Annotated in this window: 12 protein-coding genes; 4 read left to right on the top strand and 8 right to left on the bottom strand. The window is 72.8% G+C overall.

The features are described 5' to 3' along the window. Nucleotides 1-4: 4 nt before the first annotated feature. Nucleotides 5-1,378 carry an NAD(P)/FAD-dependent oxidoreductase gene (locus tag ACFPP6_RS00740; RefSeq protein WP_382035719.1) on the bottom strand — a complete coding sequence of 458 codons (1,374 nt, stop codon included), beginning with the start codon at nucleotides 1,376-1,378 and terminating at the stop codon, nucleotides 5-7. Then, nucleotides 1,378-2,349 carry a glycosyltransferase family 2 protein gene (locus ACFPP6_RS00735; protein WP_382035716.1) on the bottom strand — a complete coding sequence of 324 codons (972 nt, stop codon included), beginning with the start codon at nucleotides 2,347-2,349 and terminating at the stop codon, nucleotides 1,378-1,380. Before ACFPP6_RS00735 ends, ACFPP6_RS00740 begins: the two co-directional genes overlap by 1 nt. A gap of 260 nt (nucleotides 2,350-2,609) precedes the next feature. Between ACFPP6_RS00735 and ACFPP6_RS00730 the strand changes: the two genes are divergently transcribed. Together ACFPP6_RS00730 and ACFPP6_RS00725 are read left to right on the top strand one after the other, a co-directional pair. Next, a complete protein-coding gene (locus tag ACFPP6_RS00730) occupies nucleotides 2,610-3,614 on the top strand; it encodes a hypothetical protein (protein ID WP_382035713.1) in 1,005 nt (334 codons plus the stop codon). Nucleotides 3,615-3,640: 26 nt separating this feature from the next. Then, complete coding sequence (locus ACFPP6_RS00725; RefSeq protein WP_382035710.1) at nucleotides 3,641-3,955, top strand: putative quinol monooxygenase; 315 nt, start codon at nucleotides 3,641-3,643, stop codon at nucleotides 3,953-3,955. A gap of 18 nt (nucleotides 3,956-3,973) precedes the next feature. On the opposite strand, the gene ACFPP6_RS00720 is transcribed toward ACFPP6_RS00725, so the two are convergent. Both ACFPP6_RS00720 and ACFPP6_RS00715 read right to left on the bottom strand, forming a co-directional pair. Beyond that, nucleotides 3,974-5,320 (bottom strand): LCP family protein, encoded by a 1,347-nt coding sequence (locus tag ACFPP6_RS00720; RefSeq protein WP_382035708.1) that lies wholly within the window; start codon nucleotides 5,318-5,320, stop codon nucleotides 3,974-3,976. Further along, a complete protein-coding gene (locus ACFPP6_RS00715) occupies nucleotides 5,313-5,729 on the bottom strand; it encodes a DUF6542 domain-containing protein (RefSeq protein WP_382035705.1) in 417 nt (138 codons plus the stop codon). The genes ACFPP6_RS00720 and ACFPP6_RS00715 overlap by 8 nt, the downstream gene beginning before the upstream one ends. Nucleotides 5,730-6,003: 274 nt before the next feature. Between ACFPP6_RS00715 and ACFPP6_RS00710 the strand changes: the two genes are divergently transcribed. After that, nucleotides 6,004-6,423 carry a hypothetical protein gene (locus ACFPP6_RS00710; protein WP_382035702.1) on the top strand — a complete coding sequence of 140 codons (420 nt, stop codon included), beginning with the start codon at nucleotides 6,004-6,006 and terminating at the stop codon, nucleotides 6,421-6,423. 12 nt (nucleotides 6,424-6,435) lie between these two features. Here the strand turns inward: ACFPP6_RS00710 and ACFPP6_RS00705 are convergent, their stop codons facing one another. The 4 genes from ACFPP6_RS00705 to ACFPP6_RS00690 all read right to left on the bottom strand — a co-directional run bounded on the left by ACFPP6_RS00705 (nucleotide 6,436) and on the right by ACFPP6_RS00690 (nucleotide 11,847). Next, on the bottom strand, nucleotides 6,436-7,080 hold the full coding sequence (locus tag ACFPP6_RS00705) for a response regulator (RefSeq protein ID WP_058041692.1): 645 nt from the start codon (nucleotides 7,078-7,080) through the stop codon (nucleotides 6,436-6,438). Further along, complete coding sequence (locus ACFPP6_RS00700) at nucleotides 7,044-8,363, bottom strand: sensor histidine kinase (RefSeq protein WP_382035699.1); 1,320 nt, start codon at nucleotides 8,361-8,363, stop codon at nucleotides 7,044-7,046. Before ACFPP6_RS00700 ends, ACFPP6_RS00705 begins: the two co-directional genes overlap by 37 nt. A 164-nt stretch (nucleotides 8,364-8,527) precedes the next feature. Beyond that, nucleotides 8,528-11,047 (bottom strand): FtsX-like permease family protein, encoded by a 2,520-nt coding sequence (locus tag ACFPP6_RS00695; protein WP_382035697.1) that lies wholly within the window; start codon nucleotides 11,045-11,047, stop codon nucleotides 8,528-8,530. Then, nucleotides 11,047-11,847, bottom strand: coding sequence for an ABC transporter ATP-binding protein (locus tag ACFPP6_RS00690; protein ID WP_382035694.1), 801 nt, complete (start codon nucleotides 11,845-11,847; stop codon nucleotides 11,047-11,049). Before ACFPP6_RS00690 ends, ACFPP6_RS00695 begins: the two co-directional genes overlap by 1 nt. Nucleotides 11,848-12,117: 270 nt before the next feature. Between ACFPP6_RS00690 and ACFPP6_RS00685 the strand changes: the two genes are divergently transcribed. Beyond that, the gene (locus ACFPP6_RS00685) at nucleotides 12,118-12,462 is read left to right on the top strand and encodes a PqqD family protein (RefSeq protein ID WP_382035691.1); all 345 of its coding nucleotides are present in this window, start codon (nucleotides 12,118-12,120) and stop codon (nucleotides 12,460-12,462) included. Nucleotides 12,463-12,536 lie beyond the last annotated feature (74 nt).

Below are 12,536 nucleotides of genomic sequence, written 5' to 3'. Positions count from 1 at the left end.
GTGCTCAGGCATGGGTGTCCTCGGGGAAGGTGTGCCGGTCGCCGGGTTCGGTGCGCAGCCGGTCGGCGATGAGGCGCCCGGCGCGGCGGCCGTCCCGGACGGCGTAGTTGGTGCCGCGGTCCTCGGGGAAGACCTGTGCCATTCCGGCGAGGTAGAGGCCGGTCACACGGCTCTGCACCGGGGGCATGACGCGGGTGTAGCCGGGGGTGATGACGGGCTGGGCGTGGTCGGCGCGCCAGACGTGGTGGGCGTCGACCCAGCTCCGGTCGAAGCCGGGGAACATCCGCCGCAGGTACGGCAGGCTGTGCTCGAACACCTGCTCGTCGTCCATCCGGTACAGCTCGGCGTCGGCCGGGAGGTACTTGGAGAGGTAGACGATGTGCCGGCCGCCGTAGCGGGCCGGGTCGTCCATGTTGGTGTGCTCGATCACCCCGACGTAGGGGAAGGACGGGTCGTTGACGTTGAGCCAGTAGGTGTCGGAGAGGGGGCGGTTGTTCTCCAGGACCAGGCAGATGTTGGCCAGGTAGCGGATCCTGCGGAGCTGCCGGAGGAGGGGTGGCACGGAGGGGTGGGTGTCGCTCTGCTCCTCCAGCATCCCGGCGGCGAGCTCCGGGGCGACGGTGAGCAGGACCCTGCGGGCGGGGAGGAACTCCCCGCCCCCGGTGCGCACGCCGGTGACCCGGCGCCCGTCGGTGACGACGCCCCGCACCGCGGTGTCGGTGCGGATGTCGACGCCGTGGTCGGCGAGGCGTTTGCGCAGGGCGGTGAGCAGGACGTCGCTGCCGCCGCGCAGGTAGTAGAGGGTCTCGCTGCCGGAGCGCGTGCGGCTGCCGCCGCGCAGGTGCAGCTTGGTCCACATCCAGGTGGCGCCGACCTCCGCCGCGTGGTCGCCGAACTTCCCCTCCAGCAGGGGCCGCCAGACGACGTCGTAGACCCGGCGGCCGCCGAGGGAGACCAGCCACTCCTCGGCGGTGCGGTGCTCCAGCAGGCGCCAGTCCCGCACGCGCTGGGCTCGCACGGTCAGCAGGCCGAGCCGGAGCCGGTCGACGAGGGGCAGGGGGGCGAAGCGCAGCAGGTCGAGGGGTTTGGACAGGCGGTAGACGGAGTTGGCGTAATACATGCCGGTGCGCGTCAGGTGGGGTTCCATCAGGTCGGATATGCCGAGCCGGGCGCAGAGCCGGAGCATTTCCTCGTCGGAGGCGAACCAGTGGTGGTAGAAGCGTTCGAGGCGGCGCTCGCCGACCGTGAAGGTCCCCGCGAGGCCGCCGATGTCGGGGTCGCGTTCGAGGAGCTGCACGGAGTGGCCGAGCTCCGCGAGCTCCAGGGCGGCGGACAGGCCGGTGAATCCGGCGCCGACGACGATGACGTCCGTGTGCATCACGCGACCTCCTCGACCGAGGCGAGGACGGCCCCGGGAATCGTGCTCCGTATCCGTTCACTGATCACGTAGGCGGGGCGGCCCTGCCCCTGCCGCAGGACCGCGTGCAGGTACTCCCCCACGACGCCCACCGCCAGCGACTGCGCGCCGAACAGGGCGAGGGGAAGGGCCTTGGGCCGGCCCCGGCGGGTCAGCGCCATGACGAGCGCGCCCGCGAGCGAGGCCGAGCCCGTGCAGAGGGGAATCCGCAGCGGGAGGGCGGATCCGCCGGTGAGGAAGGCGCTGCGGGCGAGGGCGAGCATTTTCGGCAGGGTGTATTTGGAGGCGCCGGCGGCCCGCGGCTCCCGCTGGTATTCGATCGCGGTCTCGGGAAAGCCCGCCCAGCTGACGGCGCCGCGCAGGAAGAGCTCCCGGTCCGTCAGCCCGGTGAGCAGGTCGACGACTTCCCGGTCGAGGAGCCGGAAGTCCCCGGTGTCGAATGCCACGGGGTGGTCGGAGAGCCGGTCCAGGAGCCGGTAGAAGGCGAAGGCCGATAAGTTCTTGAAGGCGGTCTCGCCGTGTCTCGCGGTGCGCCGTGCGGACACCACGCGCCAGCCCTGGCGCCAGCGGGCCACCATTTCCGGGATGATTTCGGGAGGGTCCTGCAGATCGGCGTCGAGGAGGACGACCGCGTCCCCCCGGGCCTCCTTCAGACCGCCGAGGCAGGCCGCCTGGTGGCCGAAATTCCGGCTGAACCGGACCGCGCGCACCATCGGGGACTCGCGGGTGAACGTGCGGATGAGATTCCAGGTGGAGTCGGCGCTGCCGTCGTCCACGTAGATGACCTCGTAGCGGACGCCTTCCGCGGGGCGCAGGGCGCGGGCGATGCGGTCGTGGGTACGGCCGAGGACCGCTTCTTCGTTGTAACAGGGAAGAACGACGCTGATCAGCTGTGTCGTGGAGGAGGGAGTGCTGGTCTGGCTGGCGGGCATAGACCTCTCCTGTGCCGGGAGCCGGTTATCGCCATGCTGTTTTCCTGCCGCACATTCAGATACTTTCCCCTTGCACCAATCGACGGTAGCCGACGGCGGAGCGGGCGGGCAAGATCCCCGTGACCCGGCTCCGGGGCCGGTAAATCGTGCCTGCCGGAGCGTATTTCCCGGGTGGCGCAGTGCCGGATGCGGCGCCCGCGGCCGGGCCCGAGACTTGAGGCCAGGCCCTGGCCGGACGCAGCCCGGAGGAGGAACGGCGCATGCCCTGCGACCCGCGCCCCGCAGCCGCCACGAACCCCGTGGGGATGGGCCGCCGGGCCGTCCTCGCGGGAGCCGCGGGGCTCACCCTCGGCGTGTCCGGGTGCGGCACCGCGCCCCCGCGCAACACCATGGGCAGCAGCCCGCCGTCACCGGCCGCCGGGCTCCCCCGCCCCGTGGCCTGGCGCCCCGCCCCCTCGGACATCAGGCCCGACGTGAAGCTGCGCGCCGTCCGGCTGGTCGAGGCCCTGGGCACCTGGGGGCGCGGCGCCGGGGGTGCGGAGAAGGCGCGGCAGCGGGTGGCGGCGCTCGGGCTGCCGCCCGGGCTCGCCGGGCAGGCCGGCCCGCTGCTCTCCGGAGCGGACGAGGCCGTCGTGCACGTGACCGACGCCCAGTACGGCGGCATCCTGGCCGACTCCGCGAGCATTCTGGTGCTGTGCCGGCAATGGACGCGCAAGGGCGGCGGGCCCGTGGTGTCGGGCGGGACGACCGTGGACGTACGCCTCGCGCAGGGTGCGACGGCCGGGGCTCCCTGGTCGGTGGGCGGGCTGCACCCCGCCGATCCGGGCCCCGCCGCCCGTTCGCTGCCGGAGGCGGCGCGCCGGGTGCTGGCCGAGCGCCGGATCCGGCTGCCCGCGGCCGCCGAGGCCGACATCCGCAACGGGGGCGTGCACGACGGCGTGCTCCGGTCGATGCTGAAGCTGGCGGAGCGCTACCGCTTCGACGTCAGCGTCGTGCGCTCCGGCCACCCCATGAACGTCTTCGGCACGGACCGGCCCAGCGACCACCCGCCGGGCCGGGCGTTCGACGTGTGGCGGATCGACGACCGGGCGGTGGTCGACCGGGCGACGCCGCGCGCGCTGATCGAGGCGTTCATGCGCGACGCCGTCGCCACCGGCTCGTACAACGTCGGGGGCCCGGTCCTGCCGGCCGGCGGGAGCCCGGGGCGGCCGTTCTTCTCCGACGACACCCACCACGACCACGTGCACGTCGGCTTCGGCAGCTGACGCAGGGCGCGGCAAGAGGAGGCCCCGTGACCGTCGAGTACATCCGCTACCGCATCGGCGATCCCGAGCGGCGCGCCGCCTTCGAGAAGGCGTACGCGGCCGCCGCCGAGCACCTGTACGCGGCCCCGCAGTGCCTGGGCTACGAGCTCGCGCACGGGGTGGAGGAGCCGGAGCGGTTCGTCCTGCGGATCGAGTGGACGTCCGTGCAGGACCACGAACACGGGTTCCGGGAAGGGCCGCACTTCCGGCCCTTCTTCGCCGAGATCCGCCCGTTCGTGGAGGACATCGAGGAGATGAAGCACTACGAGCGGATCCTCGTCGTCACCAAGGGGAGGGCGTAGGCGCGCTCCCCGGGGCGGTCAGTCGACGCAGGGGACGCCGCCCATCTTCACCGGCGGGCCCTGGAAGGAGTCGGAGGAGACGGGGGCCGAGCCGCCGCCCTTGGCGTCGTCGCCCCCCGATCCCTTCGAGCCGCCCGAGCCGCCGCCCTGGTGCTGCGGACCGGCGACCTGCGCGCCGTCGCCCTGCCCCGCCTTCTGTCCCGCCTTCTGCCCGGTCATCGCCCGGACCAGGGACCTGACCTTCTCCGGGTCGACGAGGTTGACCGCCTCTCCCTTGCGGGTGGCGAACCCCTCGATGGGCAGCGTGTGGAACTCGGCGTTGCCGCCGGTGAGGTTGGGTGCCTGGCGGGCGAAGTCGAGGATGTTCCAGCGGTTGTCGATGACGACGTCCTTCTTGATCACGTCGAACAGCCCCTGCAGCCTGCCGAAGTCGCTCCACACGCCCTGTTCCTTGAGCTTGTGCGTGACCGACGACAGGAACGCCTGCTGGCGGTGGGTGCGGTCGAGGTCGCCGCCGGGCAGGCCGTGCCGCTGCCGCACGAAGGACAGCGCCTGGCGGGCGTCGAGCTCCTGCGGCCCGGCGGGGAAGTCCGCGCCGGAGTACCGGTCGCGCACGGGGTGCTTGAGGCAGACCTGGACGGGCTGGACCACCTTGGCGATGTCGTAGAAGCCGAGCAGGTTGACCTCGGCGAAGTGGTCGATGGGCACGCCGAGGAAGCGCTGGACCGTGGCCAGGGTGGCCTCGCGGCCCGCTTCGCGGCCGCGGTGCTCCAGCTCGGCGCCCTTGACGCCCTGGGCGGACAGCTTCTCCTCGGCCTCGGCCTTGGCGATCCCGTACGCCTCCTTGATCTTGTGCTCCCCGCGCCCGCCCGCGATCTCGACGTAGTCGTCGCGCGGTATCGAGAACGCCGTCACCTTGCCGCCGCCGGCCGGGATGTGCATGAGGATCAGGGTGTTGGTGTTGTAGCCGCCGATGTCGCTGGAGCCGGCGTGCAGTTCGTCCTGGACGAACTCCTTGGGCAGGTCGTTGCCGTTCATGTCCTTGCGGCTGTCGAGGCCGATCAGGAGCAGGTTCACCGCGTCGCCGCGGCCCCGCGGCGCGCCGTCGCGCAGGGCGTCCAGGGCGCTGGAGGTGTTCACCCCTCGGTCCAGCCAGTGGTACGCGCACCAGCCGACGCCGCTGGTCAGCATGACGGCCGCCGAGGTGAGGCAGATCGCGATGCGGACCGCGCGGCCGGGCCGCAGGGGGCGGCCGGAGCGGCGCCTGCGGGGTGCCGGGCGGACGGCCGGGCGGCCGCGGCCTGCGCCCGGGGAGCGGGTCCGGCCGTCGGGCCGGTAGGGGTCGCGGCGGTACGGCTCACGCATGGCAGGCCCTCCTTCCCCGGCCGGGGCGGAAGGTGCGCACGGCCAGGACGAGGGCCGCCGCGGCCTCCGCCGCCGCCATGGCGGGGAACGTGTCGAGGGCCCAGTGCGCCGCCGCGGCGAGGGTGCCGCCGCCCGGGCCGGCCGGGGCCGCGACCAGCTGGGCGCCGACGGCCACCGCGGCGATCACCAGGGGCGGCGCGGCGAGCACCCACCACGCGTGGGCGCGGGCGCACAGCACCGCGGCGAGGGCGGCGGCGGCCGCGGCGGAGAGCGCGAAGATCCGGCCGAGGCCGGCTCCGGCCGCTTCGTCCACCACGGCGCCGGCCAGGAGCAGCGCTCCCGGGGCGAGCAGTGCCGTGCCGGCCCGCCGCGTCCGCTTCCCTGGCTTCTCGGTCCGCCTACGGCCCATACGTGCTCCCCATCGGTCCGGCCGCCGCGCCCGCGGCGACCTCGCAACTTTCACAGTTGCGCAATATAGCAAGTGTCATTTCCGGACTGCCGCACGGGTGCCGGGCGGGCGGCCGGAGAGGGGCGAAGTGTCCACGGCCGGCGCCTCCTGGGAACGTATCGTCTCATTCGCCCGGACCGTACCAATAACAGTGGTTCAAAGGGGAGTTGGCGCGGAAAATATGAATTCCCCGGAAAAATTCCATGTGAAGGACCGGATCGCAGAAGGGTGGGCCATGACACTCGACCCCAAGCGCCTCCTCCCCCGCGCCGCCGCGGCCGCGCTCCTCGGCGTCGCCACGCTCTCCCTCGCCGCGGACCCCGCGGCCGCCGAGGGGGCGATGGCGATCACCGCGCCCGGCCGTCCCGTCCGCGCCGGGCAGGCCCTGCGCATCAGCGGGGACGGCGACGACGACCGGGCGCGCTACCTGCGCGCCTGCGTCCAGGAACGAGCGCTCGGCGCGGCCGCCTGGCGCACGGCCGGCTGCGGCCGGACGGTGTCCTCGGGGTCCGGTGCGACGGTCGAGGCGAGGGTGCGGGCGCGGCACCGGGGCGCGCTGCAGCTCCGGGGAGTGCTCTACGGCCTGGACGCGCCCGGGGACCCGCATCCGGACGTGGTGCGCAGCTCACCGGTCCGGATGGTCCGCATCCACTGACGGCGCGGCCGGTCAGGCGTTGAGGTAGGCGAGAACGGCGAGGACGCGACGGTTGCTGTCGCTGTCCTGCGGCAGCATGAGCTTGGCGAAGATGTTGGAGATGTGCTTGGCCGCCGCGCCCTCGCTGATGGTCAGGCGCTGTGCGATGGCCATGTTGGAGCAGCCCTCGGCCATGAGTTCCAGGACGTGCCGCTCGCGCGCCGTGAGGGCACCGAGGGGTTCGTCGCGCGCGTGGCTGACCATCAGCTGGGCGACCACCGCGGGGTCCATGGCGGTGCCGCCGGCCGCCACCCGGCTGATGGCGTCGATGAACTGGTCGTTGTCGAAAATGCTGTCCTTCAGCAGATAGCCGATGCCGCCGGTGCCGTCGGCCAGCAGTTCCCTGGCGTACATCTGCTCGACGTTCTGGGAGAGCACGAGGATCGGCAGCCCCGGGATGTCGCGGCGGGCCTGCAGCGCGGCCTGGAGGCCCTCGGTGGTGAACGTCGGGGGCAACCGCACGTCCACGATCGCGATGTCGGGCCGGTGCTCGGCGAGGGCCGCCGACAGGTCCCGGCCGTTGTCCACGGCGGCAACGACCTCGAAGTCGTAGGCCTCCAGGAGCTGGATGAGCCCCTGCCTCAGGAGGAAGAGGTCTTCGGCGAGGACAACGCGCACGGTATCTCCATTTTCGTCACGGTCGGACCGCCCACGGGGCTGCTGATGTCCAGGGTTCCGTCAAAAGTCGCCAGGCGGCGGCGGATGCCGTGCAGCCCGGTGCCCCCGCCGACGTCGGCGCCGCCGCGGCCGTCGTCGGCGACGCGGGCGTACAGCACGTCCCCCTCGTGGCGGAGCGCGATCTCGACGCGGTCCGCCCCGGAGTGCTTCAGGGCGTTGGTCAGGAGCTCCGACACGGAGAAGTACACGGCGGACTCGACCGGCGCCGGCAGGGGGCCGGGGACGTCCGCCTCCACCACGACCTCCAGCGGGCTGTCGATGCCCAGGGCGCGCACGGCGTCGGCGAGGCCGCGCTCGGCGAGCACGGGCGGGTGGATGCCGCGGACGAGGTCGCGCAGCTCCCTGAGCGCCAGGACGGAGGACTCGCGCGCCTCGCGCAGCAGCCGCCGCGCCTCCTCCGGCTTGCGGTCCATGTTCCGCTCGACCGCCCCGAGGGTGAAGCCGAGGCCCACGAGCCTGGCCTGGGCGCCGTCGTGGAGGTCCCGTTCGATGCGGCGGAGCTCGGCCGCCTGCGTGTCCAGCGCGGTGCTCCGGGTCTCGGCCAGGTGCCGCACGCGGGAGGCGAGCACGGTGCGCTCGGCCGGGCCGAGGAGGAAGCGGGTGAAGTAGGCGTGCGCCTTGAGGGCCGGCCGGCTCACCCACAGCCAGGCGAACAGCAGGCCGCCCGCGGCCACCAGGGCCAGGAGGGCGCTCGGCCAGCTGTCGACGGTGATGAAGCAGTACCACCGGCCGCTGCCGTTCGCGTCGAGGATGGGCTGCCAGAGCCCGGCGCCCACGGCGAGCCCTTCGAGGGCGTAGTAGAGGACGGCGGCCGGCACGAGGCCGATCATTCCGGCCGCGGTGTTGAGCAGCAGCCACAGCAGGTCGCGCCAGGTGGCGGGGTCCATGAGGATCCACTTGCAGCGGCGCATCCACCCGACGATGTCCTTCTCGAACTCCTGGGGTTCCGGGTGGTAGGGGACGGCGACCGGGACGCCCACCCGGCCGGCGGCGCGGCGGTTGAGGTTGCACAGCCACCGGACGCCCTTGGTGACGATCGGCAGCGCGACGGCGCCGATGCCGATGACGAAGAGGATCACGAAGTAGGCGGTGACCAGAAAGAGGGACAAGGCCACCATCGATCCGGCCGCGATCGCCGCTCCGACCGCCATGTCGGCGCCCGCGCGGCGGGCCCGGGCGCGCCATGCGCCGAGAGCGTCGGTCAAGGTCCCGGTCGTCCTCATCAGGATAGGTGGTCTTGGTGTCCGCATGCTAGGGGAAGCCGTCCGGCGTCCACAATGCGCCTATGTGCGGCGCTCGTTGGAGACGGGTCTTTCCCGGGCGGCTACGGGGGCACCGCCCGGGAAAGACGTCCGTGGGGAACGGCGGCCGGGGGGCCGCCGTCCGGTCAGGCGGGCTTGGTCACCGTCTCGATGGGCGGGGTGCGCATCCCGCGCCAGGACGGCACCAGCGTCGCGCCGAAGATGAGGGCCAGGGCTCCCCCGATGATCGCCAGGTAGATGCCGATGGATCCCTCGGGCATCGGGGTGCCGTTCTTGACGAGGCTGTACGGGACGATGGTCGTGGCAGCGGCGACGGTGCCGAGCACGGTCCCGATGACGGCGACCAGGCCGCCTTCGACGCTCAGCATGCCGATCACCTGGCCGCGGGTGGCGCCGGTCAGCCGCTGGAGGCCGAACTCCCGGTTGCGCTGCCGGGTCACCGCCACCAGCGCGTTGATCACGGTGATCGCCGCATAGCCGACGATCATGGCGACGATGGTGTAGTTCGCCGAGACCAGGATCTGCTGGATCTGGTTGTTCTGGCTCGTCAGCGTGGCGCGTCCGGCCACCTCGGCGCCGGGCCGGCCGGCCGCGAGCCGGTCGAGCTTCTCCTGCAGGGCGCCGCGGTCGGCGTCGGCGACGGCGCGGACCAGGATCTGCTCGGGCAGACCGGCGGTCGTGTGCGGGGCCAGGACCGCGGAGGGCAGCAGGAGGTACTGCTGCTTGGGGTTGTCGGGGAAGAGCGCGACGACCTTCGGGTCGGTGCGGGTGCCGTCGCCGAGGCGCACCGGCAGCGTGTCCCCGACGCGGACGCCGAACTTCTGCGCCTGCTTGTCCGACAGGGCAACCGTGTTGCCCTGCAGTCCGTCGAGCGATCCGGCGACGGGGCCGACCGCGAGGGTCTTGTCCGCGTCGGCCCCGGAGACGCCGCGCAGGGCGATGTCGGAGCCGCCGTTCTTCTCGACCTTCCCGTCCGAGGAGACCAGTTCGGAGGCGCCGGCCACCCCGGGGACGCCGCGGACCTGTTCGACGAAGCCCGGGCCGAAGCCCCCGGCCGACGAGTCGACCACGTAGTCGGCGAGCACGTTCTTGGCGTAGCTGCGTGCGGAGACGCTGTCCTCCGTCGACTGCATGTACAGGGTGCCGGTGGCGATGCCGATCAGCAGGATGATCGGGGCGACGGCGCCCGCCATGCGGACGTTGCGCGTCGCCGCGTTGTGCAGGGCGAGTTCGCCGGAGAGCCCCGTCAGCAGCCGGACCGGCAGGCGCAGCACGGTCACGATCCCCTTGGTGATGCCGGGGGCCAGCAGGGCGAGGCCGATGGCGAAGAGGACGGACGCGGGGCCGGCGGTGCTCGCGAGGGACGGCCCGTCCTCCATCACCGTGGCCGTGACGATCGACAGGAGGATGCCGTTGGCGAAGAAGAACAGGGCGAGCAGCAGCCGGGGGACGGTGAACCAGCGGGTCTGCGTCGCGCTCTCGGCGAGCGCGGCGACGGGCTTGGTCCGCGCGGCGCGCCGCCCGGCGAAGAGCGTCGCGCCCAGGGCCGCGGCGACGGCGGCCACCGCGCCGACGGCGACCGGGATCCAGCCCTCGCGGAAGGCGACCGCGTCCGACACGACGCCGTGCCCGGTCAGCTGGCCGTAGAGCAGCTCGCCGAGGTACCGGCCGGGCAGGACCGCCAGGGCGGTGGCCAGTACGGACAGCACGGCGGTCTCGCCGAGGATCATCCGGCGCACCTGCCGGGAGGTGGTGCCGATGGCGCGGAGCAGGGCCATCTCGTGCTGGCGCTGCTGCAGCGACAGGCCCAGGGTGGAGGCCACGCCGAACATCACGATGAGGATCGCCCAGCTGCCGAAGATCGACGCCAGGATGGTGACCGTCTGCTGGCTGGCCAGGGTGCCGGGCAGTTCGGCGAGCCCCCGCCGCTCGCCGGTGAGGACGGTGACACCATCCCCCACCTCGGCTTCGACGGCCTTGCCGAGCGCGGCCGCGCTCGTGCCCGGTGCGGCCAGCACGCCGATGGAGTCGATCTTCCCGTCGGTCGCGGCCAGCCGCAGGGCCTCGGCTCCGGAGAAGAACACCGCCGGATCCGCGCTGCCGCCGGCCTTGCGGTCCACGATGCCGGTGACGACGTACTTCTGCGTGGTGCCGTGTGCGGCCAGCTCGACGTTCGAGCCGACGGAGGCTCCCGAGCGGGAGGCCAGGCCGGAGTCGAGGACGACCTCGCCGTTGCGGGCGGGGGCCGCGCCCTGCTTGAGGGCGTAGGGGGTCAGCTGGGCGCTGTCCCAGTTGTGCCCGGCGGAGCCGGAGCTGCCGGCGACCGGCTTCCCGCCCGTGAGGACGGTCGCGGGGAAGGACACGTCGGCGACGGCCTGCCGGACCCCGGGCACCGAGCGGACGGTGTCGACCAGGCCCGGGTCGATGCGGTTGCGCTCGCTGAGCGCGGTGCCGCCGTGCTTCTGCTGGCCCGTCACCACGACCGGTGCGGCGGCGAGCCGCTGCGGCGGTGCGGCCATCCGGATGCCGGTCTCCAGGAGACCCCCGCAGCCCATGACGATCGCGGCGCCGAGGAACATCGCGAGGAAGGTGGCGATGAATCCCGTCCTACGGAACTTCAGCGTGCGGAAGACCAGGGCCCACATCAGTGCAGGCCCCCAGCCACCGTCGCGGACGGCTCGTGGGTCTCGTCGTCCCAGGCGCCCAGGCGCGTCATCCGGGCGGCGACCGCCTCGGCGGTCGGCCGGTGCAGCTCGCCGACGAACCGGCCGTCCGCGAGGAAGACCACGCGGTCGGCGTAGGAGGCGGCCACGGGGTCGTGGGTGACCATCACCAGGGTCTGGCCGATGGAGGAGACCGACTCGCGCAGCAGGGCGAGCACCGCGGCGGCGGTCCGGGTGTCCAGGGCGCCGGTGGGCTCGTCGGCGAAGATGACGTCGGGCCGGGTGACCAGGGCGCGGGCGATGGCCACGCGCTGCTGCTGGCCGCCGGAGAGCTGGCCCGGCAGGTGGTTGATCCGCTCGGCCAGGCCGACCCGGTTGACCACCATGAGGATCTGGTTCTTGTTCGGGCGCTTACCGGCGAGCTTCAGCGGCAGCACGATGTTCTGCATCACGGTCAGCGCGGGCAGCAGGTTGAAGGACTGGAAGATGAAGCCGATGCGGTCGCGGCGCAGCTTGGTCAGCTGCACCTCGTCCAGCCCGGCGAGGTCCACGTCGCCGACCGTCACCGAACCCGAGGTGGGCTGGTCGAGGCCGGCGGCGCAGTGCAGGAAGGTGCTCTTCCCGGAGCCCGACGGGCCCATCACGGCGGTGAAGGTGCCGGTGCCGAAGGACATGCTCAGTTCCTTGAGCGCGGCCACCTCGTTGTCGCCCTTGCCGTAGATCTTCCGGACCGCTTGCAGCCGCACCGCGGTCGTTGGTCGCACGTCTTCTCGTGTGTGCACCGAGACTCCCCACCGGACTGTCACGCACCCCGCGTGACCTGGTGACAACGCTAGGAGCCGGGCGGGTCCGAAAGAATGACGCTGAAGGGTGTCTTGGGGGTAGAGGTTTCTCCACCTCCCGGCACCCGTTTCCTCCGTCTGCCGAGTTCAGTCAGCGTGGTTCCGCAGGGAGGCGACCCTCGGTAGCGTCGAGAGCGATGCGGGCCGCCGCACGGGCGGTGCGGACCCACGAGGGCGCCCGTCCAGGTTGCGTCCCAGCCGGGAGGATCCATGGTGTTGCATTCGATTCGCCGAACGGCCCGCCGCCTCGGCGGTGAACAGCCGCCGCAGAAGGCGGTGGTGGAGGGCTTACGGGCCGAGCCGGATCTGATGGCCAGGGTCCTGCCCGACGGCCGGCTCGACCTGTTCTCGCCGCGCACGGGCATCCGGCACCGGTGCGGACCGCTGGGCACGTCGATGTGGATCGCCCTGCAGCAGAACGACTGGGACCCCGGGCGTGCGGCGGCGGAGCTCGCCCCGCTCTGGGGCGGCGACGAGGAAGGGATCCGCGCCGAACTGAACGGGTGGGTGGGCGAGTTCCTCGCCGCGGGCCTGCTGACGTTGCAGCCGCACTGACGCGCACCGGCGCTGTCCGGCACCGCGGATCGCGGTACCGGACAGCGCCGGTGACGTTTCGTCAGCTGTGGAAG

Origin of the sequence: Streptomyces aureoversilis (assembly GCF_042657885.1) — a bacterium.
Lineage (GTDB): Bacteria > Actinomycetota > Actinomycetes > Streptomycetales > Streptomycetaceae > Streptomyces > Streptomyces aureoversilis.
This window is presented reverse-complemented; position numbering and strand designations above follow the sequence as displayed.

Bases quoted from the DNA above. Each gene is read 5' to 3' on its own strand.
- ACFPP6_RS00710 (WP_382035702.1), top strand. From the start codon at position 6,004: ATGACACTCGACCCCAAGCGCCTCCTCCCCCGCGCCGCCGCGGCCGCG.
- ACFPP6_RS00700 (WP_382035699.1), bottom strand. From the start codon at position 8,363: ATGAGGACGACCGGGACCTTGACCGACGCTCTCGGCGCATGGCGCGCC.
- ACFPP6_RS00730 (WP_382035713.1), top strand. From the start codon at position 2,610: ATGCCCTGCGACCCGCGCCCCGCAGCCGCCACGAACCCCGTGGGGATG.
- ACFPP6_RS00720 (WP_382035708.1), bottom strand. From the start codon at position 5,320: ATGCGTGAGCCGTACCGCCGCGACCCCTACCGGCCCGACGGCCGGACC.
- ACFPP6_RS00740 (WP_382035719.1), bottom strand. From the start codon at position 1,378: ATGCACACGGACGTCATCGTCGTCGGCGCCGGATTCACCGGCCTGTCC.
- ACFPP6_RS00735 (WP_382035716.1), bottom strand. From the start codon at position 2,349: ATGCCCGCCAGCCAGACCAGCACTCCCTCCTCCACGACACAGCTGATC.
- ACFPP6_RS00695 (WP_382035697.1), bottom strand. From the start codon at position 11,047: ATGTGGGCCCTGGTCTTCCGCACGCTGAAGTTCCGTAGGACGGGATTC.
- ACFPP6_RS00715 (WP_382035705.1), bottom strand. From the start codon at position 5,729: ATGGGCCGTAGGCGGACCGAGAAGCCAGGGAAGCGGACGCGGCGGGCC.
- ACFPP6_RS00685 (WP_382035691.1), top strand. From the start codon at position 12,118: ATGGTGTTGCATTCGATTCGCCGAACGGCCCGCCGCCTCGGCGGTGAA.